This is a genomic window from Fimbriimonadaceae bacterium (assembly GCA_019638795.1).
Taxonomy (GTDB): Bacteria; Armatimonadota; Fimbriimonadia; order Fimbriimonadales; family Fimbriimonadaceae; genus JAHBTB01.
Window position 1 is genome coordinate 36542 of record JAHBTB010000006.1, and the last position, 25027, is coordinate 61568.

A 25027-nucleotide genomic window follows, 5' to 3' on the forward strand; every position below is an offset into this window, starting at 1 on the left:
CTTCAATAATTTCACGGGAGGGCAGTTGCTCCATCACGGCATCGACTGCAGGCTCAAAACCGGTGGCATAGCCCTTGGCAATCGTCCACTACTTCAGGATGGAGATTCGGTCTGTCCCTTCATAGCGAACGATTCGGATGACCTTGCGTGAAAGAGTTCTGAACGACTCCAGGTTGCGAGCGTACAGGAGCGCTCCGAGGTTCGTGATAGCCCAGCGACCAGAGGTTTCTCGCTTGATGAGTTCATCGACTTCGAGGCGTTCGAGGTTTCGAGCCAGATCATCCGATATAGGAACCCTATTCAGGGCGAAATATGCCTCGATGTCGAGAAGCTCGGCAACCTGCTCGTCGGTCAAGTCTTCGAGGGCAACGAAGTCTTCAAAAGGAACATCTGCAAACTGCTGCCAGAGTAGCGCCTCCTTCTCAGGATGCTCTTTGAACTTCTTGGTGTAACTCCCGACCCGGACAAATTCCTCCGTCTTGAACCGGGTGGGATGGCGAAAGGCTCGGTCGATTTCTAAGAGCAGAATGGGCTTCGGAGCGCCTTTCACATTGACTTCGAACCGAATGAATCTAAGGTTGAGCCTCGGTGAAATCAATCGGCTCAGCCAGTTCTCGAGGTTCTCGTTCCCAACCTTCTTCGTAGCGTGGTCGAACTCCGTTCCAACGATTTCGAGAGAGTCGTCTTCGATTCCCCAAACGAGGAAGCCTTGAGGCATACCGGCAATCGCAGCAGAGTTTGAGAGGGCGGAAATGTACTCTCCGATGCCATCGGGCTCTGACCAGTTGTGCTTGAACTCAACCCACTCGCATTCCCGCCCGAGTTTCAGCAACCCATCTAAGAGTCGCTCAAGCGCACCTTGGTCTCTTGCATCGACTAACAACATCCCACTTTCTCTCGCATCTCGATTGGAGTTCGGTGTCCCTTCACCACGTCCGAAACCAGCCTCGCCCGATACTTCCGCAGAAGAGCCAATTCCCTCACTAGCTTCTGCTTCGCCCTAAGGACATGACGTACTTGGTCGTCGAACCAGCGCACGGTCGTGCGCTGACTACCCAACGATGGCAGGTCAACCTGAATCTCCGAGAGGCGACTCGTAGGAATTCCTATCGCACCGGCTCCGGTCGCAAGCCGTCGAAGCTCATCCTGAAATGCCCTCGACCGACACAGCATCAGCAGATACTCAGGAACCACCAAGTCCAAGCGAGGGCGGAAGGCGACCACCCGCTGGGCGATGGCGATGTCCGGGCGGTCAACCAGAGCAAAATGCCCCACCGGAGCCTCGGTTGTCATCAATAGGTCGCCTATCTCGGGCTGGCGGGCACTCTCCAATTCGTGAGACTCTGAGTCGAAGTCCACCGACAAGTCCACATAGCCTTGCCGGACGTTCTTCGAGGTCACCAGACGACGTCCCAAGTCGGTGCGCTTGGGTGTCGTGCCTCGGTTGTCGATGCGAGTCGAGAAGCATCGGGTGAAGGGGAGTCTCACAATCTCATTGTTGCCGTATTCGTGTCCACCGCATGCTGAAGCAGTGCGTGCTCCTGTTCGTCCAAGAGCGCCAGCAACCGTACCTTGGCAGCGACCAGGCGGTTCATCTTCTCGTCGAACTCCGCCACGTGCCGAACAATGGCAACCTGCTCATCCAGAGGTGGTAGAGGAATCTTCAGGGAGGCGAAGTTGCCAAACTGCAGGTCGGCGACTCGTTCCCGAACCCCACGGGCAGCCGCCAGCAGATAGCCGTTCCGAGCCATCTCTCGAAACAACAGCGCAAGATAGTGAGCGTCGGCTCCGGGCAGGGTCGTGCAGACGGCGCAGGCAGGCGTGGTCTTTCCATCCGAGTCGGAAACCCCAATGGCTCCAGCGTAAGCGTCCAAGTCGTGAATAACCAGGTCACCCGCTCGGACTCCTTGATAGCCGACCTCATGCAGCGATTCCATGATGCCCTGGGGCTTCTTGGGGTGGCGCAGCGTGACCTCGCCGTCTCGAAAGCAAGTGACCACCTCGTCGCAGAGTCTCACCGGTCGCTGCATGCGGCGCAGGATGGTCTTGGGTCGAACGATGCGCCAGTGAGCAGGGCATAAAGCGAGCCAAGGCAGACTAGAATCTTGGAGGTCAGAGCAAATGCGGCGGGAATCTGTGCGCAATGGATACGACAAAGCTCCCTCCGCCCCATCGAGCCCCGTAACGGTGGCTAAGCTCACACCTCTGCCTCCGCTCCATCTGGTGGGGCAACTGGTACGTCTGCGGGGGCTGGAGCCGGTTCGTCAATTGCACCACCATCATAGGTTTCCGCAGGCTCTTCAGGCGGTTTCTCATCGTCCGCTTTAGATTTCTTGGTCAGGTGCGTTGTCACAAACGTGGCAATTCGCTCCTGTGCCCCATCAGGCTGTTCGGTCACCTCCCTTCCCAGAGAATAGGTAACAGAGTCCCCTCCGTTGACGACAGTAAACGAGTCAATCCGTGCGAGCACGCAGTGATAGGTTCGTTCATCAGCAGGAATCGGTAGAGGTTCAAGAACGAAGCATGTTGATTGGAACGTGATTTCTAGAGTGGCAAGTCCGACTCCACATGCGTCCTTAACGGCAGGTTTCTCTGAATCTATCTTGAATGTCTTGACCTCGTTCTGTCCCGCCTTGAGCAGCCCTTTGAGCCACAGTCTTTCTGTTCTCTTATTGCCATTCCCTGAATTGAAGCTCAAGCTCAGATGGTCACCTGGTTTGCGTGAATAAATGTGGAGCAAATAGCGACCGCATATGTCCACATCCGGGTTTCTCGTCGAGGATGTCTTCGGTACGAGAGTGAGGAGCCTAATCAGGTCAGCCAGCAATGCGCCTTTGTTGACATCCTTGTTCCCAGATGCCCTTGGCTCCCCTGACGTGGGTTCAAAGCACCGGAAGAACTTCGCTTCAATCCAATTACTGTGCCTCCATCCATAGAGTGAGAGCAGCCTTGAGCCCACTCTGGCCTTCGAACCATCCACATGAACGTCACAGCGGAAATAACGGGGCACACCTGTTGCTGTGAGTAACGGTGTACTTCTTGGTCTGAACGGGCGCTCCATATGCAGCGCAGATATAGGGTTGTTGACGTTGCGCCCATTTAGCTCCTGAAGCAGAGCCAGAGCGTATGCGGCGACAATGCCGCCCTCGTAATCCTGGGATGGATAACCGCTGCCCGTCAGGATTTCGGGCAGATTCATGAACGCCTGCTCTACTAGCACTTTGACCTCGACGGCTTGCTCAGTCGCTCTCCTCTCCTTCGACCGATTCGTCCAACTCGTCGCCATCAACCGCATCAATAGCTTCGATGAGGGATTCTTCGACTTCGGGCAAATCAAGATGGCGGACATCGAGTTGACCGGTCACCACGTCGGCGACGAGGCGAGTGCGATACTCCCGAATGAAGTCGATTTCGGACTGTGCTTTGCCAATCGCTGCGTCCACTGCATGGGTGTCGGACGTGATTCCGCTAACCATTGCAGCCTGAACTTTCAGGTCAGGAACTGGAAGCTTGAGCCTCTGCAACCGCTCGGTCACGAGCTTTCTAGTTCCGTGACCGCTCATCTCAACCATCGACGATATGGCAGGCTCGGCGGCTCTCATAACAATGTAAAGGAACTCCGGGAGAACTCGGCTCTGGTCTACGAGGAGCCCCTTCATATCCTGATTGATGGTGACCGGGGCTGAAGTGATGGCGACTGGCACCGTCCGAATCAAAATCATGCCCCTCACTACAATGAGCATCGTGCCGACAGGGAGCAGAGTGAGTCCTGAGGACGCTCGACCCTCTTCGGAAATGTGGTCTATGGCATCGCCGATGACCGGTTTCTTCATATCCTTCGGAGAGACCCACGGAATCTCACCAATCCAATACGAAGGCTCCGCTTTGCTCGGCGTGCCGCCGCTAACGAATTTTGCAAGGCGACGCAACTCGTGCGTCTGCCAGTTGCTGGGAATGTCACCAAGCCAGTCGATGCCGGAGGGTTTGAGGGGGACGGTGGGGTCGAGACCTCGGGTGACGGCACGGTGGATGATGGCTTGCTTCTGTTCGTTCAGGAGTTCAATGAGCAGCCGCTTGGTCTTGATGAGTCGATTCACCCGCTGGTCGAGGTGGCGGATGAAGCGCCCTATCGCATCCTGTTCCTCGGGCGGAGGAACGGGCATGTAAGCTCGGCTGAGCCGCACGTAGTCGATGTTCTGCCCTTCTCGGATTCCCGTCACGAAGAGCGTCATGCTGCTGATGAAGTCGGCGGACTTGAAGAAGTGCTCGTAATAGCCACGCCGAATCTCTGGCTTGGGTTCGAGCACGGTGTAAGCAGGACTGATGATGCCTCGGACGTGGGCGTATTCAATGCCACCCTGGAACGACCTCAGCGAGATGACGTAATCACCTGGCTCGACCAATTTGAGCAGGTGCAGGTCTTTCTGAGCTTCAACCGTTCGAGAGCCGTAGTCTGATTTGGCGATGACGCCGTGACTCTGGGAGGCAGTCAAGAGGGGTTCGTCTGGATAGCCCTTCTCAACACGCTCATCGACTAGGTACTTCATCCTTCGCAGCGACCAGTGAGCGGGACAGCGACCGACCCAAAGCAGCCCGGTGTCTTGATAGGCTTCGTATCCAGTCAAGGTGGCGCTCAAACCTTCACCTCGCCCGTCTTTATGCGGAAAAGCATCAGGGCCTAGCCTTCCCGACCTTATGCCGACTGTCGGCTTCGTAGATATCTGGGTTCACGGCAACAAGCGGGTCAGCGTATCTTCGCCGGTCGAGAAGCATCAGTAACCCTTCTTCGCTCCCCACTTTGACCATGTATTTGTGGTCGATGATTTCGTATTCGATGCCCTGTTTATCGCTTTCGTTCTTCAAGGCGGTTTCCGAAACAACCGCTAGGTCACCTCGTTTCTGAAGGTCGGCAACAATGCGTGCAGACCTCGTATAGCCTTCGACCCGAGCTATGAGTGGCTCCATGTTGAGGAATGGAATGTTGGGCGAGATTTCTGCTAAGCCATCAATTGCAGACTTGCGAATTGCTGGTGCTAGGTCGCAGATACGCTCCAACGCCGTCGCACTCACGATGAAAAGTCCCTTCCCCTCAGTGAGCAATTCCCAACTGTCGGAGAGGGTGACCTTCGGGCGCTTGTCCTCAGTCAGTTGACCTTCAGCGAAAGTCCAAACCGGCTTGGTTCTCAAGCTCTTGAAGGTTCGGGCTTGTCGAATGCCGAGCCGCTTTGGAGAGTTGGTTTCTTCAATCGCTCCGAAGTAGGCGACGACATGCTCCATATCATCGAGCACATCGGGGTTTACCTCTACACTCGTCGCATCAAACAGCCCCTTTATCGTTTCAGCAAGCGGGTCACTCAAGTCCAATTTTGCGCATTGGTCATCCGAATACTTCTCTGCAAGTTGAAACTGCTGAACCTGGGCACTCGCTACCTTCGCCTGGGTCTTTTCAAACATATGCTCGATGTGACCCTGCCCTGCCTGGTCAATGGGGACAAGGAATGCTTTCAAATCGCCTTGGTGTTTGACGAGGACTCCAAACGTGATGGTCTTCATGCTTCTTCTCTCTCGATAAAGACGGTGTTCGACAGCCTAACGCAGTGCAAGTCCATTTCAGTAAGGAAGGTTCGCTTGCTTAGGACAATAACTGGCTTGCGACAATCGAGTGGGCTGTTGCCATGACCTTGAATCACGAATGTTCGGTAACCGCGTAGGGCGAACAGGAGGTTCATGTGGTAAAGGTCGAAGTGGCAGAAGAGGAAGACGATGACAATGAGAATGAAGACGCTGGCATACCAGTCCCGCACCGTTCCGAAGGAGGCACTGTAGAGCGGAGTTAGGACAGTGAGCAGGTAGACCAGCAGGTGGTCTTTGCTGTCGGCAGGACGAGCAACACGGATGACGGCGTGGTCATGGTTTGCTCTGGCTTGACGCCACCTGAAAGCTATCGCAGCGATTGGGAGGATTGCCAGAGCAGCGACCGCAATGTAATAGGTTAGGGCTGCCACTATGGGCTTCCCGTCCACTTTCGGCTCTCCTTTGATGAGGAGAACGATGAATAATGGAGCCAAGCTGCCCAGAGCATAGAGAGGTCTAATCCACCTGGATGCTGAGGGAGCGTACGGAGCCATTATGTCTTCACCTCACCGAGCCGTTCAAAGTAGGTTCGGAGCTTGGCTGCCATGAGGGCTCGGCGAGCTTGGAGGAAGTCCTCGTAACTGGGAACGTCACCATCGAGCATCGACTCTGGGATGCAGTGCATTCGGAAGTTCGCTCGCATGGTCGCCTCATCCGTGATGCCACCGTACTTCGCACCAGCGCCCGTGACCTGGGCACGAAGCTCGCCAAAATAGACCTCTGGAGCCTTGTTGCCGATGGCGATGTTGATTTCGCTTTGGGCAAGCACGAAATTGGCAAGCTGGTTGTATTGCCCCCGTTGGAGCCCCTGCTTCTTCAGCAAGTCCTTGGGATAGACGTGATGAGCGTCCGACCGATTCAGGAGGAGCGCATCGACCGGGATGTGGCTGCTGAGGAAGCCCTTGTCCTGCATGACGACCTGAGCCGCTTGGTAGGCATGGAAAAGGGGGCTGGTTGCCGAGGAGGTCTCCAGTTCCTGAGGAAGCAAGTTCTGCCAGTAGGAGTCCGACATCTCCGCCTCGATGGTCGAGTTGATGTAGTCGAGAAGACCGACTGCCTCGATGCGACGAATGTCGAAATCGAACTGGGTCTCTGGGTTGCCCGAATACCGTCCCCGAAGAATCGAGAATACATACCAACGCCTTACCGCAACCTCGATTTGGCTGGGAGGCAGGTTCTGCGCTCGACCAAGCAGGAACACAATGTAGGCGAAGTTCAGGGCGTTCTGACCGCCAATGAGCCGATTGGTGATGAAGCCTGCCGAGCGCATTATCATCGTGAAGCGCTCGAAGTGGGTCTGGTTTACGAAAGCATGAACTCCCCTCTTGAGTTGGGCGAATGACGCTTCGGCGATTTCCTCCTCGTAAATCCGGGTCTCAAAGTTTCGCCCTGAGAGTAGCGCCACCAGGTCTTGAAGCTTGCCACGTCGGAACTCAGAGGTGAACGCCACCCGGAGCATGTCGGTGTACGACGGGTCGTAAATGTCGTCGCTGGCGTCCTTGAGCCACTTGATTCTGCCGAAGTGCTCAGACTCGACAAACGCCTTGTCGAACTTGCTGATGCGGTCGAAGAACTCGGGCGAAATGGCGAGATGGCAGAAGTAGTCGATGGCTTTGCGAAGCAGGTTGCCGCCGTAGGTTTCGTTGGCGGCGATTTTCGACATGGCGAAGTCGGCTTGGCTGAGCGTGACGCCTGCCGAGTTGACCCGGATGAAGATTTCGGTGACGGTCTCGATTTCGAGGTCTTCGGCGAGTTCGATGACGCCCACATGGTTGTTCGTTATCTTCTTCAGCTTCTCAAGCACCAGAGCGATTTCATCTACGTCGGTTTGCGGGTTGCGCTCCTGGTACTGGCGTGAAAGCTTCGTGAGGCTAGCATCAGGGGCAAAGACGATGGCAACATCTTCAATCTAGGCGCTGTCCTTTCGGATGGCAGGATTGGCGACTTCGAACTTCTCCTCCTGGGGATTGAAGGCGATGCGGATTCGGGTGGTCTCGTAATCCTTGGTGATGACCTCTTGACCGAGGAGCGCAGCCATCAGTGCGGTGACTCGCTGCTGCCCGTCGATGAGGATGCGCTTGCCGCTGCTGCTGGTTCCGTCTTTCAGCTTGATGTTGGGGTTGCGCCAAGCGATGAGGTAGCCGACCGGATAGCCCAGGTACAGGGAGTCGAGGAGGTTTCTGACCTTGCTGGCGTCCCACACAAATGGGCGCTGAATCTCCGGGATGGCGATTTCGCCCGACTTGACCCAGGTCAGTAGGGTCTCGATGGGGTGGGGTGTGACAGAGTAGCGCTGGGTGCTCATGCTGCCCCATCAGGTTGGTTAGCCTTGGGACACGTCGAGCACAGTTCGATGTTCACTTGAGACCAAATCTCGGACAGTGCGTCACATGGTCTAGGGGTGTTGAACAGGCACTCGGTTGCTGTGTTGATTGAGTCTTTGAGTAGCTCTTCTCGTGAGCTAATCGAAGCGGTCAGGTCACCATCTTGGAACAGCATTGCAGAGCCAATGCTCATTCCCTTTTGAACTGAGGAACGCCTGGTGCATCCAGGAGGATGCGTCCTCGATTGGAAGGTGCTTCTCAGTTGAAAGGCGATGTTGGCGACAAGCTCTGCCACCCCGTTTCGCAGTTGCGGCGTAAGCCAAAATCCTGCGACAGTGTCCGCATGAGCTTCCATCAAAAGTCTATTTTTCAAAACCCGGTCGTCCCCATAGAAGTGGTGCTGAACGGCGTGGGTTAACTCGTGAAACAGACAGAAGAGCGCCGCAAGCTCTTCGGCATCTGCAGCGGCTGTCATACCTTTGTTGGCTCTTTGAGCCTGCGCATCCGTTTTGTCCAGGTTGAGATAGACAGACTTCGAGTCCAGAGCATAGCAACTGCCTCTGCTCTGAATCGTATAGATGGGCGGCACTGGCAATTGCCAGTTAGCCATAAAATGCTGAGCATAGGAAAGGAGAAAATTCTGAAATCCTTTGTTCGTTGACAGCGGAGTTGCATCATTGAGGTCGCCGCTCTCTTCTGCCAACTCGCTCCACAGAATTCTCATGATTCCACCTCGACCAGAACCTCGTCGAGCAGACCTTCGGTTTCCTTCTCTAGCGCTTCAATATCCTTCCGAATCTCCTCCAATGTCCGCATCGGCTTGGGCTTATAGAAGTAGCGGGTGAAGCTGATTTCGTAGCCAATCTGCGTCTTGTCGTCATCAACCCATGCATCGGGCACGTGCGGCAAAACCTCACGTTTGATGAACGCCTCGATTCCGCCCTCTTCGAGCAGTGGCACGTTCTCAGTGTCCCGGAGGTCGGTGTCCGGCTCGTACTCGACGACACAAGGCTTGCCGCCGATGACTATTTCAAACAGTCCATGCATCGGGTCGGGTGTGGCGCTCTTGTGAATCTTCTTGATGACGGGCGGAGCGGACTCGTCCACGCCGTTCGTCGCCTTCAATTCCTTGATTTCCTTCGAGGAGTAGGCTCTTGTTGGGTCGATTCCCTTGATGCGCAGAGGACGCTCGACGACGACTTTCCAATAGCCGAACGCCTCGTTGGGGAAGAGCTTGGATTGCTCCGATTCCGAGAAATCGAGGAAGACATCCATGACCCGCTGGATGTCCTCGGGCGCAAGCTCACAGTTCTTCTTGCCAAGGTTCTTGCGAAGCGGTTTGAACCACTGGGTGGCGTCGATGAGTTGGACTTTGCCTCTCCGATTCTCTGGCTTTCGGTTGGTCAGCACCCAGATGTAAGTGGCGATACCGGTGTTGTAGAACATGTTCAGCGGGAGAGCGATGATGGCTTCTAGCCAGTCGTTTTCCAGAATCCACCGGCGGATGTTGGACTCACCTTGCCCGGCGTCGCCTGTGAATAGCGAACTGCCGTTGTGTACTTCGGCAATGCGGCTCCCCAGCGGGGTGTTGTGCTTCATCTTGGCGAGCTTGTTCACCAGGAACATCAACTGCCCATCGCTGGAACGGGTGATGAGGCTGAACTCAGGGTCGCCTGCGTGCTCGATGATGAATCGTTGGTCGGTGAGTTCACCCTTGCCGCCCATGCGCTCCAGGTCGGTCTTCCAACTCTTGCCGTAGGGCGGGTTGGAAAGCATGAAATCGAACTCACGGGACGGGAATCCATCCTGAGAAAGTGTTGAGCCGAGCCGGAAGTTCTCTGCCTCTTCTCCTTCACCTTTTAGGAGCAGGTCTGACTTGGTAATGGCGTAGGTTTCGGGGTTGACCTCTTGCCCGTAGAGGTGGATGGAGACGGCTTTCCCGTGCTCCTCGGCAAGTTCCTTCAGCCGTTCTTCCGCCACGGTGAGCATGCCGCCCGTTCCGCATGAGGCGTCGTAAACCAGGTACGTGCCCGATTCAATCTGGTCTGAGATTGGTCGGAAGATGAGTTCCGCCATGAGCTTGACGACATCTCTCGGCGTGAAGTGCTCGCCTGCTTCTTCGTTGTTCTCCTCGTTAAAGCGGCGAATCAACTCCTCGAACATCGTGCCCATCGCATGGTTGTCGAGGGCGGGAATCTTCTCCTTGCCATCCATTTCCAGTACTGGCTGAGGTGAGAGGTTGATTGACCGGTCGAGGAACTTCTCGATGAGGCTGCCCAGGATGTCGGCTTCGACCAGGGTTGGGATTTGATTCCGAAATTTGAACTTGTCGAGAATCTCCTGAACGTTCGAAGAGAACCCGTCTAGATAGGCGTCGAAATCGTCCTTGAGGCGCTGAGCAGTAGCCCTGGACTTGAGGTCTCGGAGGGTGAATGGGGAGGCATTGTAAAACGCCTGACCAGCAGCTTGCCGAAGTGCTGCCTCCTGGTTGGCGACTCCTGCTGCATCCAGGTTCTTCTTCATGTCGAGGACGGCTTGTTTGGTCGGTTCCAAGACGGCGTCGAGGCGTCGAATGACGACCATCGGCAGAATGACATCCCGATATTTCCCCCGCACGTAGACATCCCGGAGCACGTCATCGGCGATGCCCCATATGAAATTCGTAATCCAGCCCAGCGTTTGTGCGTTCATCCCTGCTTGCTTCCCTCTGCCCGGTCGAGTCGCTCCAGAAGCTCTTGATATCCCTCGGCGTCCTGGAGCACTAGCGCCGCCTTTCCTTTGACCGTCAACAAGACCGGCGCCTTGGATCCCGACAGTCGAGCAACGTGCTCTCAATGGTTCCGCAGGATGTCGGTCAGCGAGTAGACGTGTCTTAAATCCAGCATCGGCGCACCCCTCCAATCATACTTTTCTCAGACGATACCCGGATGAGGTTCCAGCCTCATATCCTCAAGTTGTGAAGGGCTGCGGATAAGAAAATGTGGCAGTTCAACCCGCTCCCTTCGTTCACTCCTTCAGCTTCGTTTGGGAGCATGACCCATGTGGTGAGCCCGACTACCTTGAGCGCTCCACTGCAGACCACTTTGGAGATGGCTGGAGCCAGTTTCCGATGCTGATAAAGCACGAGTCATCGAGCAGTTCGGGTCGATTGAGGCTGCCTGTCGTCACTACGCCGAAGAGGATGCTCAGCGGATTCGAGTTTTTCGAGCAGGTGGCTGGTGGTTCGAAAGTTGCCGAGCGGTCGCCGAGGTTCGCTACGAACTCTTCGATGGAGCTTCCGAATCGAGCGGCTTTCGAGCGGCGGACTGTATGGCATCGAGTCAGATTGCAGTGAAGACTATCGGCGGGAGGACGAATCCCAAGAGTTGTCTGACTTGCTGCACAGTTCGGAGTCGTTGACCTTCGCTCGAATATAGCCTGAATTCCTCAAATCTGCTCGCCATGCCTGTAAGCCTGCATGCGACAGGAAAGCAAACACAGGAAATCACGTTCGAGGCGATTCACCATGCCTTACATCGTTCACGGTCGAAATCGTCGGGCGAGGCTCTCGCCAGACTCACGTATCGTCAAGAAGGGGCTCGTGCAACGATGAGCCAACCTTTCCCAGACACGTACAAGTGGCTACGAGAGGCGACCGCACTCGATGCAAAGATGGAATTGATAGGGATCTTGCATGAAGGTGCTCCGCTCGACTCAAGTGACATTTGGGACGTTGTCGAAGAAGTGGCTTACAAGACGGTCATCCATCTTGTCCAGCACACAAGCCTGCTGACGACCTATCTGATGCGTGACCACGTGGTCTTCCCCTGCAGCGACCCGGATTACCTTGAGAAGATTCTTCAGGAAGTTCCACCAAAGGCTCCACTGAACTTCTTGCCCGACATGCACCGACGCATCGCAGCCGCAATCTATTTTCTTGCTCTTAAGGTCAAGAGGGACAATTTCACCCTTTTCTCCCACGCCGCCAATGGATTCATTCCCAACTGGGTCAAGGGGTACGAGGGAACGATTTCTGAAGGCAGACAGGACGCAGACAGATTTCCTCAAATCTGATGCGCTTAGAGATACACAGGTGTGAAGAGCACCTATCAAAGAATCACCGACCAAGACATCCAGGCAATCGAGGCGGGCAGCGTGCTGCCGTGGGAAAAGCCGTGGGCTGTTCGACGACCATGCAATGCAGTGACCAACAGACCCTATAGAGGAATCAATAGGGTCTTGCTTTCGCTCAGAGAGTTCACCACCGATGCCTCACCTTAACCAGGCAAGGGCTCTCGGCGGTTCCGTTTGCAAGGGCGAGAGGGGTTCAACGGTGATGTTATGGTCGGACGTTGAAGACGAGGTGACGGGGAAGGAGCGAGTTGTTTGCCGAGCTTTCACCGTGTTCAACGTCGAGCAGTGCAACGGGCTTGAGTTGCCGAGCGGCTCAATTGCTCAAGCTCAGGGCTGCGGGTTCGAAGCTGCAGAGCGAAACGTCGCTGGATACAGAGACTGCCCAACTCTTCACTTCGGCACCGAGCAGGCGGCATATTATCCTGTTCGAGACGCAGTGGTGGTTCCCCACATGCGAGACTTTGAGACCCCAGAGGCGTGCAACGGAACGCTCTATCACGAGCTTATCCATTCGACGGTCACCCTTCCCGCTTGGGTAGAATCTCCCTTGACGCAGGCATCGACTTTCACTCTGTAGAGTACGGTAGTGAAGAGGTTTTGGCTGAGATTGGGGCGGCATTCCTCTGTAGCGAGGCAGGCATCGAGAATCTGTCGCCGACAACGAACTACATCAACTCGTGGTCGAGCAAGGCACTGAAGTCTGATGCGAGCTTCATCATTAAGGCTTCATCGCAAGCTCAAAGGGCAGTTGATTGGATTCTTGGCGACGGTCATCATGATGGCAACTGGGAGCCAGAACCTCGGCTGACGGGCGAGCTAGTCGCTATGTAGAGATTCGAACTCTGAGTTTTCTGAGTTGAGCGATTCGCCCAGGTTCAATGGAGACTGACTTGAAGTCGTAAGTCACTCGACTTAAAGTCAGAATACCATCGACCGGTTGGAGAAATCCACCCGAGTTTAGGTCGAGGTTTACAGAGACACAGCTACCTGCTCTGCAACCCGAAAGCCTGCGTCACCTGGCGTCCTGCGGCATCGTTGACCCTTGCTTCATTCTCATCGCTGCCCCGCAAGTACAGCATTGTCGTGTCAAGCGTGGAATGTCCCATGCTCTGGCGATGGCATCTGGGCTCACCGACTCCGTGCGCATCAATCCCGTGGCATAGAGCCGACGACCATCGTGGGGTCTAAAGGAACCCCGACCTTGTCGGTCAACTCCTTGAGCGCAAAAGAGGAAGTTGTTATAATGCCAGTCCGCTCCATTGGCGTTCGGCACGACGAATCTGTGGCTCTCCCACTTCCGGGTCACCTCGTTGTAAACCTTTGTTGCTTTGGCTAGCTTCAGGGATTCATGAAGGATGTCGAGGTCAGCCTGAGTCAGTTCGAAGCTCTTTTCTTCGGCGTCGTGCTTGAGTTTTGCGAGTCCCCACACGCTCCTTGATTCAGCACCGTTCGGATTCCAAAGGTCATTGACTTGGTAAGAAACGGTGAGCATGCTGCCCTTGATGGAGTCCTCGGTCACAGCAAGTGCCTCTCCTGCCCGCAAACTTCGCCGAAGCAGAACCAGTGCCGCTTTCAGGCGAATGTCGGCGGCATCGAACAACTTCTGCAAGTCGCCGTCGCTGACTTGCAGCTTCTTCCGAGTCTTTCTTCGCTTCGCCCTTGGCAAGTCTTCCGCTGGATTGTCGGAAACGTTGCGTAGCTTGATGGGCCGATTGAAAAGACCGTTGAGCATGTCCCGCATGAACGGCTGACTTTGGCCGACATGGTTTTTGCACCAGGCTCGATACATCGGCTCCAGATGATGCAGTTGAATCTCGTTCAATAGGTAGTCCCCAAGCGGTCTGCCAACCCCCAAGGGCTGGAAGGTGCATGCGTACTCAACCACCGAGGGGTACTTCTTGAAGGAAGTGAATGGCTGATCGTTGTGCAAGTGGCGCTCGGTCAGTGCTTGGCGAAGCGTCGGAACGACCATGGGAGCCACTCCGTTCCTGAACTGCCATTCGGCGTCATGAGCATCTGCTTTTGCACGAGCAGCTCTGCCTGCGTTTTCGTTTTCCCGGAAGCGTAATGCTTGCGCAGCCCGTTGGGTAGTGGGTGCTTCGAGAAGACGTAGCCGTACGCAAATCTGGTCACTCGACCTGTTGCGCCCACTCGTTCTCGGTATTCGAAATGCCCTGTGGCGTATGCTCGCACACGGGGTCTGTCATGCGCTTTCGATTGTTTTCGGTCAGTCATTTGCAGCTTTTGCTGCAAGCGGTTCCGTGAGCCAGATTTGTACGCAGGTCTGTACTCACGTTGTCTTCGCCCTCACGTCGAGCGCAGACTCAACCGCTGGTACACTTCGAGTCGGTCGGAGAAGGTTTAGGTTCCCTGTGTGGGTATTCCCACTCTCTCCTCCAAAAGCTCAGTTGTGGCCCGAAGTCGGTAAAGCCGCGCCGACACTCACCGGCCGGCCCCACCGACGATGCGGAAGTCCACTGTGTACACCCCTTGGTCGAGGGTCAGGCCGAGGGCATGGACGGTGGCCTCGCTGAGGTCGATGCCGGTGTGCAGGTATCGTCGCGCGGCACCACGCCCGACGTAAAGGCTCGGCCCCAGGTCGGCCAGTTCGGCCAGCACCGACCGGCCGGTGGCAGGGCAGAAGACGCGCACCGCCGCGCCCGGTGTTGAAGGAGTCTTGACCGCGAGCCGTGGCAGGGGCGAATCCTTGAACTGTCGGTGGCCGGGGACACGGTAGGGCAAGGCGACGACGGGCACGTCCGGACGGGCGGCGACGGGCCAGCCGCCCGAGCCGATGCCGTTGTCCTCCCGGTCACGGGAATGACCAAAGTGGGTCGCCCGCACGCCTCGCGCCACAAGGTCGGCCCCCTCCACCTTGACATTCAACCAATCCCACCGTCCCTGACCTTGTCCGCTCATGACGCTGTCCAGGTGGCGCCGGTGCGACAAGTCAACCAACCGGTGGGCATGCGCTACTTCTTGGGCTTCTTCTTCCCCTTCCGGGCAGCCGCACGGCGGGCCGCGTCGACCCCGAGACTGGCCCACGGCTCGACGGCCTCGGCCGACGATGTGTCGGGGCAGAGGCGGTACCGCATCTCCTGCAGTGTCCCGTCCTTGAGAGGATAGGTGAAAGGGGCGGCCCCGGCTTCGTCGAAGGCCCTGGCATTCTCCGCGTCGACTTTGATCCAGAGTTTCCCGTCGTCGACGATGGCGAAAACCAAGCCGTCGCAATAGAGGCAGTGTCCGCCGAACATAGCCCGCCATCGGATCTCTCCCAGGGCCGTGCAAAGGGCGGCGTACTTCTCGACGGCAGTGTGGTCGGCCATGGCGACATTGTGCCCGGTAAAGTAGCCCCATGCCGACCTTGCGCGAGCGTGTCCTGGCCGACCACGCCTACATCACCGAGATCCGCCACGACCTGCACCAGCATCCCGAACTGATGTACGAAGAGCACCGCACCAGCGGGGTCGTGCGCCGGGAGTTGGAGAAAGTCGGGGTGCAGTTTGTCGGCGGGCTCGCCAAGGGCACGGGCGTCCTCGGCTACTTGCCGGCGACCGAGCCCGAAGGGGCCAAGACGGTCGCTCTCCGGGCGGACATGGACGCACTGCCGATCCACGAGGAGACCGGACTGCCGTACGCGAGCCAGACTGCCGGCAAGATGCACGCCTGCGGCCACGACGGCCACACTGCCAACCTGATCGGCGTGGTGAGGGCCCTGGCCGGCGAGGCCCACCGACGTAACCACACCCTCTTTGTGTTCCAGCCCGCCGAGGAGGGCGGGGCGGGCGGCGACCTTATCTGCAAGGAGGGTGCCCTCGACGGATCGGTCCTTGGCCCAAAGGCCGACGTGGTGTACGGGCTGCACGGGTGGCCCGAGGTCCGGGCTGGCGAGATCCAGACGCGCACCGGCCCGCTCCTTGCGGCGACCGACGACTACCGCGTGACGGTCAAGGGGCGGGGGGGTCACGCCGCCGCGCCTCACCTGGCCAAAGACCCCGTCGTCGCGACCGCGCACATCTTGACCGCATTGCAGACGATCGCCTCCCGCAGCGTCGACCCTCTAGACTCGATCGTTTTCACCGTCGGCGCGGTGAACGGGGGCACCGCCCACAACATCATCCCCGAGTCGATGAAGTTTGTCGGGACGATGCGGACACTGAAGCCGGAGACCCGGGTCCTCGGGCGGTCTCGGTTCTATGAGGTCGTTGAGGCCGTGGCCACCGCGTTCGGATGCACCGCCGACATCGACTGGAACGTCGGCTATCCGGTCACCGCCAACGACCCTTGGGCGACCGACCGGTTCCGCACGGTCTGCCGTGACGTGGTCGGGGCCGACAACCTCCGCGAGAAGGAGACGCCGGTCATGGGGGGCGAGGACTTCAGTTTCTATGGCGCCTATGCGCCTGCCTCGTTCTTCCTCGTCGGCCTACGGCGGCCAGGAGACGATAGCCCGGCCAGCGTCCACACCCCACGGTTTGACTTCAATGACGCGGTGTTGCCCCAGTCGATCGAGATCATGTGCCGCCTGGCCCTTGACGAAGTGTCCCCTTAGTCCCCGGATCCGCCGCCTTTGTCCGCAGGCGGGGCGACCCACAGGGTCTTGTCTCCTTCGGTGAGGGTGACCTTGCCTTCCCCGGTGATCTGGCTGGAGGTCTTCTTCTTGGAGTCCTTCAACTCCATGGTGCCGTTGGTGCCGGTGAACCCGAGCGTCGCGAGGGGCTGACCGCTGTCGTCGGACATGGAGAGTGTCCCCCGGTTGGTCGAGAACAGAATCTCCAGGGCGGTGCGGCCGGCCCGGTTCGCCATGCTTAATCGCGAGCCGTTCGCAGCGTCGTCCTTCAGCACCACGGAGTCACGCCCCGCGCGCTCCAAAGAGATGCCGGTGCCTTGTCCCGAAGCGTCCAGCGAGACCACGTTCGCCCGGTTGTTCGAGCTTGCCTTGATCTGCGCCCCGGTGGCGGTGGAGATGTTGACCATGCCACCGTTGCCCGCCGCGATCGTCACCGACGGCGTTCCGTTGCTGTCGAAGAGGGCCAGCGTCGATTGGCTGCCTTGGGCGGCCAAGACCATGACCGGGCGACCCTCCGAATTGACAAACCGCACGCCCTGAGGCGGCACCAAGAACGTGTCGGTGAAGGTGGGCTGGACCCGAGGGTTACCCTGGGAGGGTAGCGACCTGATCTGGGCGAGGGCCGGCTTCGGGCCGAGGTTGGCGGCGTATCCACCCAAGAATGCCCCGACACCGATCACCGCCAACTTGGCAAAATTGGAGACAGGCGGACGTTCCATACATCTTGGACGACGTCACCGACGGGTTGTTTCCGCCAGGCCCGGATGAACGAGTTCCCGCCCAAGGGACTTGGGCGGGAGAGGTGAGGTCGAAGTCAGCGGACGCCAGGGCCGCTCGCGGGCGGCCCCCCCGGGGCTGCCCCGGCACCTCGGCTAGGCACCATGTAGCTAAACGCCTTGCGGGCGTTGTCTTCCGTGCCGACGAGTTTGACAACCTCGGCCTTGTCCGTCGGACTCAGGGCGTCGAAATTGCCGTTGCACTTGTCGAAGTAGGTCCGGAGTTTGGTGCCGTTGTCGGCGCGGGCCTTCTCCTGGGCCGGAGACTCGGCCGGAGGGACTTTATCATCGCAACCGACCAAGGTAAGCCCGCTCAGCACCAAGGCGGCGGCAGTGACGGCGATAGCCAGGTTCTTCATAGATCGTGTTCGTGTCTTGGGCCGCACCCCGACCAGAGGCGGGGCGCGGCCCGGTGTGCCTTACTTGAACTCGTTCGGCAAGGTCTGGCAGTACTGCTCGACCGCGCCGGCCATCCAACCTTGGCCCGTCGCGTTGATTTCGTCGATCGAGAAGTTCCAGAAGGTCTTGTAGGCGGGGTCGGTGACCGTCACGGTGCCACCCGGTGCGGTGACGGACATCCACGGGCCGCACATCGACGAGTAGCTCGTCCGCTTGGCATGGCCGTCGAGGTAGGCGACGTTCATCGCCTTTCCACCGTACTTGCCGCCGTTGCCGTTGTTCCATCCGCCGCCGGTCACCGGGGCGATGCCCGCGCCGAGCCACGAGGTGTCGTCGTCGACCGGCGTGTGCCAGACGGCGAACGGGCCAAGGTCGGCGAAGAGGTTGCTGGCTTCGGCGATGTCACCGGTGGACGCCGGGGCGTCCACCGCGCTCAGGCTGAGGCCGTGGCCGTCCCAATACCCGCCGTTACCGCGGGCGCCGAAGAGGTTGACCCAGTCGTAGCCGCGGCGGTACCGCTTGAGGTTGCCGATCGGCGCCGAGGTCACGGGGCAGATCACGTTGCGGATCGCTTGGTCGGAGAAGCCCTCGTAGTAGCGGGCGAGCGGGTTGACAGGATCTGTGAAGATCTCGGAGCTCTTGGCATAGGGGTCGGTCAGTTGACGGTAGCTCATGCACGTGCTGTCGTCGATCTGCTGGCGTCCCATGCGGGTGTCGTCGTAGTCAGCGTAGTAGAGCTGGTTGCTGACCGCCAACTGCTTGACGTTGGACAGACCCGCGGCAGTCTTCGCTGACATCTTCGCCTGGGCGAAGACGGGGAACAGGATGGCCGCCAGGATCGCGATGATCGCGATGACCACCAGCAGCTCAATGAGGGTAAAGGCTCGTTTCTTTCGTTTCATCGATATCCCACCGTTGGAATGAGGCGGGGCGTCTGTGCCGTCGCCGGTACGTCTACCGCCACCTGGCCGCAGCCATCGAGGCGTGCGCAAGCCAACTGGTCGCATTATATCATAGGTTGCTAGATTTCGCAAGAAGAAATGTTGAAAACTGTGTCGTTTGACGACGCATGATCACTCGATAAGAGTTCAATCTACAGGCAAAGCAAAGATCCGATCAAGAGCCGAATATTCGGCCCGGTACATCACTGTGACATGACTCTCATCTTGTCAATGAGAGATATTGTATATATCTATCTGGAAAAGGCTTCTTCGTCTGCTTTCTCCATTGGTCTTTTTATGTGCTCTTGGCGACTTCTTTACTCATCCGGACGGGGTTGTCAAGATCAATGTGCCAGTGCATGTTTTTGAACTCAGTGTCCCGCGGAAAGAGCGGTAGGCTTGGATCATAAGAGGGGACGACCCAGCCCGAATGGATGAGAGCCTCCAACGCGACGGTCACCTGTCCCAAGATGAACTTCTGGAAATGCTGGTTGTCGGGATTGAGGCTTGCGACGCGCCTGATCTCGGCGCCGATCTCAGGGAGCTTCTGATACTTTTGCAGCACATCATGGATCAAGATGTACGGGCCTTCGAGAGGGAACATCCGGCCGTTGCGGAAATAAGCTTGATAGCGTCGGACTTCGCCCTCCACATAACGCGCACGCTCGATGATCTCGGACTCGTCTAGAGCGAGAGTGAACACATTGTTCGTGCTCAATGGGTCGGTGACGTCCAGGGGCGAGAGGTGCTGGCCCAGGCCCTTGATCGCCGAGACAGAGTACGTCGCCCGGCCGGCGGTGAGGTCGTCGTCGATGAACCCGCCCTGGGCCAGCCACGCCCAAGCTTTGTCCGGGGCCAAGTCCAGGCCGTTCATCTCCGCGACCTCCTTGGTGAAGTCCTGGAGGTCTTTGAACTGGGCGTTGGCCGAGTACCAGTAGTCGGCGAACCGGATGTGGTTGCGCACGCGGTTGAACTGGAGCCGTTCGTACTCGTTCTTGAGCCACGTGGGGTCCTCTTGCCCGCGTTCCAACTCAAGGATCGTGAAAGCGGCCTCCCGGCCCGCCGCGTGGGTGATGGTCAGGCCCGCCGACAGGATCGGGTCGGCAAAGCCCGCCGACTCGCCCACCAAGAACCAATTCTCCCCATAGAGGCGTCGGGCCAAAAACGACCAGTCCTTCGTGGTGGTGAACTTGCCTTCGCTCACCGCGTCGCGCATCAGGGCGGCGATGCGGTCCTCCATGGCCAAGGCCTCGGTGTAGAGTTCTTCTGGACGTTTGCCGGACTTCTTGTAGTACTCGGCCGGCATGACCAGTCCGACGCTGGTGCGCGTCGGGCCGAGGGGGATGAACCACAGCCATCCGAATCCGACGCTCATGATTTGGATGCGCGTGCCGCCGACCCCGATCGACTCAGCCCAGTCGGCGTTCTGCCAGTAATCCCAGACCGCAATGTTCTGCAGGCTGGTGGGGACCTCGACGGGCACATCGAGCGCGCGACGGAGCACCCCGACATGCCCTGAGGCGTCGATGTAGTGCTTGGCCTCGACGGTCTCGCCTGAGTCCAGGGTCAGGTGGGTGACGCGGTCGCCCTCGCGGGCGACCTTGGTCACCTTCGTCTCCTCATAGACGGTGCACCCCAACTCGGCCGCGTGGTCGAGAAGGATCTTGTCGTACACCGCGCGGTCGACCTGGAATGCGGTGAACTGGCGTGGCCCTTCGAAGTCTCCGGGCCGCTGCATGTCGGCCAAGCGGGCGGGCGGGATAAAGTCAAAGTCCCACAGCTCGTTGGTGACGCCCCACTTATAGGTCGCCCCCACCTTCACGGGGAAGTCTGCCGCCTCGACCTTGTGCCAGCAACCCATCTCGGCAAGGAAGTGGGACGTGAGCGGCAACTGGCTTTCGCCGACATGGTCGCGGGGGAACTTGTCCCGCTCGAAGATGCGGACGTCCAGCCCTTGGCCATACCGCCTCAGGAACGAGCCCAAAGTGCTACCGCCCGGCCCGCCTCCGATGATCGCCACGTCGCAACGCATCTTCACGCTGGATTCTATCCGCTGAACCGGTTCACCACAAGAGCTTTTTTGCAGATTCGCCGCAATGGGCGAGAACTTTGCTGAATCGGTTCACCAAGTCGGGCTCTGCCAGTGGGCCAGAAGTCCCATTGGCGCAACCCGGCCACCTGAGACCTGGACCAGGTAAACCGGGCTGTGTCCTTAGTCACGTTCGCCGTGATGGCAATCCTGCCATGGCGCAGCCTGCCCCAGTTCACCGAGCCGAGCTTTGCCTATCGCGCCGCGCGCGACCGCGGGTTGCAGGGCAGGCTCCTCTGGATCGACGGCACCGCGAACATCGACTTGGTCGCCGACCGGGCAAGGCTCGGCCGGTTTATGAAGCAGGCGAAGGACGTCGGGTTCAACACCGTGGTGTACGACATCAAGCCGATCGTCGGCCGCACGCTCTACCCGTCAGAGTTCGCCGCCCCCCTGACCTCTTGGAAGGGCGTCGCGTTCCCTCCCGGATACAACCCGCTGGCCGAGGTCTTGCAGGCCGGGCACCACGTCGGCCTCAATGTCTGCGTCTCGATGAACGCGTTCAGTGAAGGGCACAGTTACGCGAAGGCGGCGGTGGGGAAGCCTGACAGCCCGTTTGGTGACGCCGGGCCGGGTTACCGGTGGCCGGAACGACAGGCCGTCGTCCTTCGGTCAGAACCCGATCCGATGGACCCGACGAAGGCGGCCTACACGTTCCGGCCCTCGGGCGCCGTGCAAAACCAGATCCCCCTGATGATGAACCCGTTTGACCAATTGGTCAGAGACCATGTCCTGGTCATGGTCGACGAGGTGGCCCGGGGCTACCCCATCGACGGCCTGCTCTTCGACGACCGGCTCCGGTTCACCGGCCTTGACGGCGGGTTCAGCCCCGAGGCAAGGTCCGCCCTCGAGAGAAAGGTCGGTGCGGTGGCATGGCCGGAGGACGTCTACACCGTCCGCCACCAACCGGACAAGTCGACGACGATCATCCCCGGCAAGTACTTCCAGGACTGGCTGGTGGTCCGGGCCGAGGCGGTCAAGTCGTTTGTGACACGCGCCCGGGCCGTGCTCAAGCGAGCCCGTCCCGCTGCCTCCTTCGGCGTCTACGCCGGCTCGTCATACGGGCACTACTACAAGTTCGGCAGCAATTACGGGTCGCCCGACAACCGGGCGGGATTCCCGTTCCTCACCAGCGACTACCGTAAGGCCGGGTTCGCCCCGTGGCTCGACCTCCTCGTCACCGGGTGCTACTATCCGACCCCCACCGTCGCCTCGGCCCAGGCCAGCGGCAAGCCGGTCGGCTTCACCGTGGAGGCGGGGGCCCTCGTCAGTGTCGCCGCCGCCTATGACGCCACGTGGACGTACGCAGGCGTCATGCTGACGGACTACACCGACCGTCCCGCCGCACTGGAGACCGCTCTCCGCGCGGCGACGACGAACAGCGAAGGCGTCATGGTCTTCGACGCTTCCCACGGGATCGACAAGTTTTGGCCGGTCTTCGCCAAGGTCTTCGCCAAGCCAGCCAAGGCGCCCCACAACGTGCCCGGACTCATCGACAAAGTCCGCCGGGCCCGCTTGAGGGCCGACCGGCGCGGTGAGGCGGTCTGGAACTTCCCCATGCTGGACGGCCAGGCCGACGCCGGGTTCTAAAGGCCGACGCGCAGTGCGCAGAAGGCACGTCTGGAACGGTATGGGCTCGCGCCCCCTCGAACCGACGATCGAGACCGACTTCACCGGCCGGCTCGACTACAGCGGATACCTCTGTCTCGACAGTCTTCTCGGTGCGCAGAAGACCTTGAGCGACCCGCCCCATCACGACGAGTTGCTCTTCATCATCCAGCACCAGACGAGCGAACTCTGGCTCAAGCTTGTCGTGCACGAACTCCGCGCCGCCCGACGGTCGGTCCAGGAGGACGACCTTGGGCCAAGCTTCAAGGTCCTTGCCCGGGTGAAACAAGTCCAGCGGATGCTCTTTGAGCAGTGGGCCGTCCTGGAGACGTTGACCCCCACCGAGTACGCCCAGTTCCGGGGTGTCTTGGGTCGGGCGAGCGGCTTCCAGTCGCACCAGTACCGGCTCGTCGAGTTCCTGCTCGGTAACAAGGACGCCGACGCTGTCAGCGTCTTCCGACACCGGCCCGAGGTCTACGACGAGCTCCAGACGGAGTTGAATTCGCCCAGCGTCTACGACGAGTTTCTGCGCCTCCTCGCCCGTCGGGGGTTTGACTTGCCTGCGGAGGCCGTGGACCGGGACTGGAGCCGACCGTACGCCTCGCATCCTGCCGTCGTGGCCGCCTTCAAGCGGGTGTACGACGACCCCGCCCGACATTGGGACGCCTACGAAATGGCGGAGAAGCTGGTCGACGTCGAGGAGTACTTCCTTCTTTGGCGGTACCGGCACCTGAAGACGGTGGAGCGGATCATCGGGTTCAAGATGGGCACGGGAGGGAGTTCGGGGGCCCGGTTCCTGGAGCAAGCCCTCAAGATCCGCCTGTTCCCCGAGCTGTGGGACGTGCGGACGGAGATCGGTCGTTGAACCTGCCCCCGGGGCCGATGGACGCCGCGTATGTCGAGCGCCACGTCAACCCCCTGTTCACGAGGGTGCTGGCCCGAAACGAGGTGTATCTGGCCAACCACTCCCTGGGCCGTCCCCTCGACCGCACCGAGGCGGACGTCCAGGAGGGTGTCGCCTCCTGGTACGGGGAGATGGACTCCGCGTGGGACGCGTGGATGGCGGAGTCGGACTCGTGGCGGGCTGGCGTGGCCGACTTGGTCGGGCTCCCTTCTGGGGACGCGGTCGTCCCGCGGGCCAGCTGCGGCCAGGCCCTTCGGGCGGTGTTGAACTCGTTCCCCACCGGACGCCGGGTCAATGTCGTCACCACCGACGTCGAGTTCGACAGCATCGACTTTGTCCTCCGGTCGTACCACGAGGCCGGTCGGGCCGACGTGCGGTTCGTGGCCTCCGGTCGCCAGGGTGGGGCCCCGTGGGTGGACGTCGGACAATTGGTCGAGGCGGTCACGCCAGGCACCGACCTCGTCGTCGTCAGCGCGGTGGTCTTCATGACCGGCCAGGTCGTCTCCGGCTTGGACACCCTCGTCCATGAATGCCAAGCGCGGGGGACCCAGGTGCTCGTCGACGCCTACCATGCGGTCGGCGTCTTGCCCTATGCCGTCGGCCAGGCCGACTTTGCCATGGGTGGATCCTACAAGTACCTACGGGGAGGCCCCGGTTGTTGCTGGCTGGCCGTGCACCCACGCCACCTGGCGTCAGGCGGCCCCCGGACCCTGGACACGGGATGGTTTGCCAAGGCCGACACGTTCGGTTACGCCCGGCCCGAGAAGACGGAGCGCAAGCCGGGCGGGGACGGATGGCTGGAGTCGACCCCAGCCGTATTGCCCGTGTTTCAGGCACGGGCAGGGCTGGAGTTCACCCGGCAGATCGGTCCCGACCGGTTGAGAGATCACGGTCTTAGGATGTCCCGTCGGTTGCGGGCCAAGTTTCTGGATGCCGGCATTCCCGTCTTGGGCGGGGAGGACGCCGACCAGTTCGGAGCATTTGTCTGTGTGGGCCACCCTGCGCCGTCGTCGGCAGCCCAGGAGATGAGGGAGAACGGGGTCAACACCGACGCTCGCGGGGCGTTCGTCCGGTTCGGGCCCGACATCCTCACGACCGACGACGAACTCGACGTCGCGGTGCGCGTGGCGGCGAAAGTCTGGAGGTAAGGAAAAACCGCCCCTAGCAGTCGCTAGGGGCGGTACTTCATGTCAGCGGCGCTGACTCAGGCCTTCTTCAAAATCTTGTCGGCCTTGGCGATCCACTTCTTGGGGCCGCCCTCATCGTAACCGTACTCGCCGATGACCTTACCGTCAGCCTTCAGGAAGAGGACGGTCGGGTAACCCTGGATCTTGTACTTCTGCTGCAGGGCTTGGTTCTGGCGCTTCAAGGAATCGCTCTGCTTGACGGCCCGCGGGTAGTCGAGCTCAAGAAGGATGACGTGCGATTTGGCCCAGGTGGCGAACTCCTTGGTGACCAGCACCTCGGCGTTCAGCTTCTTGCACCAGCCGCACCAATCGCTGCCGGTGAAGAACGCCAAGATCGGCTTGCCCGACTTCTTGGACATCTCGACGGCCTTTGCGTAATCGTTGGTCCAGGTGTCGGCGGCAGTCGCGAAGGCGGCGACGGCCAGCAGGGCTACGGCGGCGAAGATCTTTTTCATGTTCCCAAATGTTGAAATACCACAAGA

27 protein-coding genes are annotated in these 25027 nt (G+C 59.3%); 8 read left to right on the top strand and 19 right to left on the bottom strand.

Going from position 1 to position 25027, the window contains the following annotated elements; genetic code table 11:
- Positions 1 to 88: 88 nt before the first annotated feature.
- The 11 genes from KF857_08535 to KF857_08585 all read right to left on the bottom strand — a co-directional run bounded on the left by KF857_08535 (position 89) and on the right by KF857_08585 (position 10649).
- Positions 89 to 886, bottom strand: coding sequence for an ATP-binding protein (locus KF857_08535; GenBank protein ID MBX3112040.1), 798 nt, complete (start codon positions 884 to 886; stop codon positions 89 to 91).
- Positions 877 to 1401 carry a restriction endonuclease subunit S gene (locus tag KF857_08540; protein MBX3112041.1) on the bottom strand — a complete coding sequence of 175 codons (525 nt, stop codon included), beginning with the start codon at positions 1399 to 1401 and terminating at the stop codon, positions 877 to 879. The genes KF857_08535 and KF857_08540 overlap by 10 nt, the downstream gene beginning before the upstream one ends.
- 83 nt (positions 1402 to 1484) lie before the next feature.
- Entirely contained in the window at positions 1485 to 2030 is a 546-nt protein-coding gene (locus KF857_08545) for a restriction endonuclease subunit S (protein MBX3112042.1), read from the bottom strand.
- Positions 2031 to 2197: 167 nt separating this feature from the next.
- Positions 2198 to 3286, bottom strand: a complete 1089-nt coding sequence (locus KF857_08550) for a hypothetical protein (GenBank protein ID MBX3112043.1) — start codon at positions 3284 to 3286, stop codon at positions 2198 to 2200.
- Positions 3240 to 4547, bottom strand: a complete 1308-nt coding sequence (locus KF857_08555) for a restriction endonuclease subunit S (GenBank protein ID MBX3112044.1) — start codon at positions 4545 to 4547, stop codon at positions 3240 to 3242. Before KF857_08555 ends, KF857_08550 begins: the two co-directional genes overlap by 47 nt.
- 124 nt (positions 4548 to 4671) lie before the next feature.
- Positions 4672 to 5553, bottom strand: a complete 882-nt coding sequence (locus KF857_08560) for a hypothetical protein (protein ID MBX3112045.1) — start codon at positions 5551 to 5553, stop codon at positions 4672 to 4674.
- On the bottom strand, positions 5550 to 6128 hold the full coding sequence (locus KF857_08565; GenBank protein MBX3112046.1) for a hypothetical protein: 579 nt from the start codon (positions 6126 to 6128) through the stop codon (positions 5550 to 5552). Before KF857_08565 ends, KF857_08560 begins: the two co-directional genes overlap by 4 nt.
- Complete coding sequence (locus tag KF857_08570; GenBank protein ID MBX3112047.1) at positions 6128 to 7438, bottom strand: hypothetical protein; 1311 nt, start codon at positions 7436 to 7438, stop codon at positions 6128 to 6130. Before KF857_08570 ends, KF857_08565 begins: the two co-directional genes overlap by 1 nt.
- A 105-nt stretch (positions 7439 to 7543) precedes the next feature.
- Positions 7544 to 7939: a DUF262 domain-containing protein gene (locus KF857_08575; protein ID MBX3112048.1), complete on the bottom strand. Its 396-nt coding sequence runs from the start codon at positions 7937 to 7939 to the stop codon at positions 7544 to 7546.
- On the bottom strand, positions 7936 to 8682 hold the full coding sequence (locus KF857_08580) for a hypothetical protein (GenBank protein MBX3112049.1): 747 nt from the start codon (positions 8680 to 8682) through the stop codon (positions 7936 to 7938). Before KF857_08580 ends, KF857_08575 begins: the two co-directional genes overlap by 4 nt.
- Positions 8679 to 10649 (bottom strand): SAM-dependent DNA methyltransferase, encoded by a 1971-nt coding sequence (locus KF857_08585; protein ID MBX3112050.1) that lies wholly within the window; start codon positions 10647 to 10649, stop codon positions 8679 to 8681. Before KF857_08585 ends, KF857_08580 begins: the two co-directional genes overlap by 4 nt.
- An 897-nt stretch (positions 10650 to 11546) precedes the next feature.
- Between KF857_08585 and KF857_08590 the strand changes: the two genes are divergently transcribed.
- The 4 genes from KF857_08590 to KF857_08605 all read left to right on the top strand — a co-directional run bounded on the left by KF857_08590 (position 11547) and on the right by KF857_08605 (position 12902).
- Entirely contained in the window at positions 11547 to 12011 is a 465-nt protein-coding gene (locus KF857_08590; protein MBX3112051.1) for a hypothetical protein, read from the top strand.
- A gap of 21 nt (positions 12012 to 12032) precedes the next feature.
- Entirely contained in the window at positions 12033 to 12218 is a 186-nt protein-coding gene (locus tag KF857_08595) for a DUF1738 domain-containing protein (protein ID MBX3112052.1), read from the top strand.
- 121 nt (positions 12219 to 12339) lie between these two features.
- Positions 12340 to 12648 (top strand): hypothetical protein, encoded by a 309-nt coding sequence (locus KF857_08600; protein ID MBX3112053.1) that lies wholly within the window; start codon positions 12340 to 12342, stop codon positions 12646 to 12648.
- Complete coding sequence (locus KF857_08605; GenBank protein MBX3112054.1) at positions 12603 to 12902, top strand: hypothetical protein; 300 nt, start codon at positions 12603 to 12605, stop codon at positions 12900 to 12902. The genes KF857_08600 and KF857_08605 overlap by 46 nt, the downstream gene beginning before the upstream one ends.
- A gap of 181 nt (positions 12903 to 13083) precedes the next feature.
- Here the strand turns inward: KF857_08605 and KF857_08610 are convergent, their stop codons facing one another.
- From KF857_08610 to KF857_08620, 3 genes are all read right to left on the bottom strand, one after another.
- Positions 13084 to 14043: a hypothetical protein gene (locus KF857_08610; protein ID MBX3112055.1), complete on the bottom strand. Its 960-nt coding sequence runs from the start codon at positions 14041 to 14043 to the stop codon at positions 13084 to 13086.
- Between the two features lie 470 nt (positions 14044 to 14513).
- A complete protein-coding gene (locus tag KF857_08615) occupies positions 14514 to 14990 on the bottom strand; it encodes a hypothetical protein (protein MBX3112056.1) in 477 nt (158 codons plus the stop codon).
- A gap of 53 nt (positions 14991 to 15043) precedes the next feature.
- On the bottom strand, positions 15044 to 15397 hold the full coding sequence (locus tag KF857_08620) for a TfoX/Sxy family protein (protein MBX3112057.1): 354 nt from the start codon (positions 15395 to 15397) through the stop codon (positions 15044 to 15046).
- Positions 15398 to 15426: 29 nt separating this feature from the next.
- Here KF857_08620 and KF857_08625 point away from each other — a divergent pair, with 29 nt between their 5' ends.
- A complete protein-coding gene (locus KF857_08625) occupies positions 15427 to 16623 on the top strand; it encodes an amidohydrolase (GenBank protein MBX3112058.1) in 1197 nt (398 codons plus the stop codon).
- Here the strand turns inward: KF857_08625 and KF857_08630 are convergent.
- The 4 genes from KF857_08630 to KF857_08645 form a co-directional block, all read right to left on the bottom strand.
- Positions 16620 to 17360, bottom strand: a complete 741-nt coding sequence (locus tag KF857_08630) for a hypothetical protein (protein ID MBX3112059.1) — start codon at positions 17358 to 17360, stop codon at positions 16620 to 16622. The genes KF857_08625 and KF857_08630 overlap by 4 nt on opposite strands.
- Positions 17361 to 17455: 95 nt before the next feature.
- Positions 17456 to 17776, bottom strand: a complete 321-nt coding sequence (locus KF857_08635) for a hypothetical protein (GenBank protein ID MBX3112060.1) — start codon at positions 17774 to 17776, stop codon at positions 17456 to 17458.
- Between the two features lie 60 nt (positions 17777 to 17836).
- Positions 17837 to 18718, bottom strand: coding sequence for a prepilin-type N-terminal cleavage/methylation domain-containing protein (locus KF857_08640; protein ID MBX3112061.1), 882 nt, complete (start codon positions 18716 to 18718; stop codon positions 17837 to 17839).
- Between the two features lie 334 nt (positions 18719 to 19052).
- Entirely contained in the window at positions 19053 to 20789 is a 1737-nt protein-coding gene (locus tag KF857_08645) for a tryptophan 7-halogenase (GenBank protein ID MBX3112062.1), read from the bottom strand.
- A gap of 198 nt (positions 20790 to 20987) precedes the next feature.
- Here KF857_08645 and KF857_08650 point away from each other — a divergent pair, with 198 nt between their 5' ends.
- The 3 genes from KF857_08650 to KF857_08660 are packed head-to-tail and all read left to right on the top strand — an operon-like array spanning position 20988 to position 24506.
- Entirely contained in the window at positions 20988 to 22436 is a 1449-nt protein-coding gene (locus tag KF857_08650; protein ID MBX3112063.1) for a family 10 glycosylhydrolase, read from the top strand.
- A 13-nt stretch (positions 22437 to 22449) separates the two neighbouring features.
- A complete protein-coding gene (locus tag KF857_08655; GenBank protein ID MBX3112064.1) occupies positions 22450 to 23319 on the top strand; it encodes a tryptophan 2,3-dioxygenase in 870 nt (289 codons plus the stop codon).
- The gene (locus KF857_08660; protein MBX3112065.1) at positions 23316 to 24506 is read left to right on the top strand and encodes an aminotransferase class V-fold PLP-dependent enzyme; all 1191 of its coding nucleotides are present in this window, start codon (positions 23316 to 23318) and stop codon (positions 24504 to 24506) included. The genes KF857_08655 and KF857_08660 overlap by 4 nt, the downstream gene beginning before the upstream one ends.
- A gap of 56 nt (positions 24507 to 24562) precedes the next feature.
- Here KF857_08660 and KF857_08665 read toward each other — a convergent pair whose 3' ends face one another.
- Positions 24563 to 25000 (bottom strand): thioredoxin family protein, encoded by a 438-nt coding sequence (locus KF857_08665; protein ID MBX3112066.1) that lies wholly within the window; start codon positions 24998 to 25000, stop codon positions 24563 to 24565.
- Positions 25001 to 25027 lie beyond the last annotated feature (27 nt).

What these genes read in the sequence shown, in the direction of transcription:
- KF857_08535 (MBX3112040.1), bottom strand. Translation starts at nt 886, where the DNA reads ATGTTGTTAGTCGATGCAAGAGACCAAGGTGCGCTTGAGCGACTCTTA.
- KF857_08545 (MBX3112042.1), bottom strand. Translation starts at nt 2,030, where the DNA reads ATGCAGCGACCGGTGAGACTCTGCGACGAGGTGGTCACTTGCTTTCGA.
- KF857_08550 (MBX3112043.1), bottom strand. Translation starts at nt 3,286, where the DNA reads ATGGCGACGAGTTGGACGAATCGGTCGAAGGAGAGGAGAGCGACTGAG.
- KF857_08555 (MBX3112044.1), bottom strand. Translation starts at nt 4,547, where the DNA reads ATGAAGTACCTAGTCGATGAGCGTGTTGAGAAGGGCTATCCAGACGAA.
- KF857_08560 (MBX3112045.1), bottom strand. Translation starts at nt 5,553, where the DNA reads ATGAAGACCATCACGTTTGGAGTCCTCGTCAAACACCAAGGCGATTTG.
- KF857_08565 (MBX3112046.1), bottom strand. Translation starts at nt 6,128, where the DNA reads ATGGCTCCGTACGCTCCCTCAGCATCCAGGTGGATTAGACCTCTCTAT.
- KF857_08575 (MBX3112048.1), bottom strand. Translation starts at nt 7,939, where the DNA reads ATGAGCACCCAGCGCTACTCTGTCACACCCCACCCCATCGAGACCCTA.
- KF857_08580 (MBX3112049.1), bottom strand. Translation starts at nt 8,682, where the DNA reads ATGAGAATTCTGTGGAGCGAGTTGGCAGAAGAGAGCGGCGACCTCAAT.
- KF857_08585 (MBX3112050.1), bottom strand. Translation starts at nt 10,649, where the DNA reads ATGAACGCACAAACGCTGGGCTGGATTACGAATTTCATATGGGGCATC.
- KF857_08590 (MBX3112051.1), top strand. Translation starts at nt 11,547, where the DNA reads ATGAGCCAACCTTTCCCAGACACGTACAAGTGGCTACGAGAGGCGACC.
- KF857_08610 (MBX3112055.1), bottom strand. Translation starts at nt 14,043, where the DNA reads ATGGTCGTTCCGACGCTTCGCCAAGCACTGACCGAGCGCCACTTGCAC.
- KF857_08615 (MBX3112056.1), bottom strand. Translation starts at nt 14,990, where the DNA reads ATGAGCGGACAAGGTCAGGGACGGTGGGATTGGTTGAATGTCAAGGTG.
- KF857_08620 (MBX3112057.1), bottom strand. Translation starts at nt 15,397, where the DNA reads ATGGCCGACCACACTGCCGTCGAGAAGTACGCCGCCCTTTGCACGGCC.
- KF857_08625 (MBX3112058.1), top strand. Translation starts at nt 15,427, where the DNA reads ATGCCGACCTTGCGCGAGCGTGTCCTGGCCGACCACGCCTACATCACC.
- KF857_08630 (MBX3112059.1), bottom strand. Translation starts at nt 17,360, where the DNA reads ATGGAACGTCCGCCTGTCTCCAATTTTGCCAAGTTGGCGGTGATCGGT.
- KF857_08635 (MBX3112060.1), bottom strand. Translation starts at nt 17,776, where the DNA reads ATGAAGAACCTGGCTATCGCCGTCACTGCCGCCGCCTTGGTGCTGAGC.
- KF857_08640 (MBX3112061.1), bottom strand. Translation starts at nt 18,718, where the DNA reads ATGAAACGAAAGAAACGAGCCTTTACCCTCATTGAGCTGCTGGTGGTC.
- KF857_08645 (MBX3112062.1), bottom strand. Translation starts at nt 20,789, where the DNA reads ATGCGTTGCGACGTGGCGATCATCGGAGGCGGGCCGGGCGGTAGCACT.
- KF857_08650 (MBX3112063.1), top strand. Translation starts at nt 20,988, where the DNA reads ATGGCAATCCTGCCATGGCGCAGCCTGCCCCAGTTCACCGAGCCGAGC.
- KF857_08665 (MBX3112066.1), bottom strand. Translation starts at nt 25,000, where the DNA reads ATGAAAAAGATCTTCGCCGCCGTAGCCCTGCTGGCCGTCGCCGCCTTC.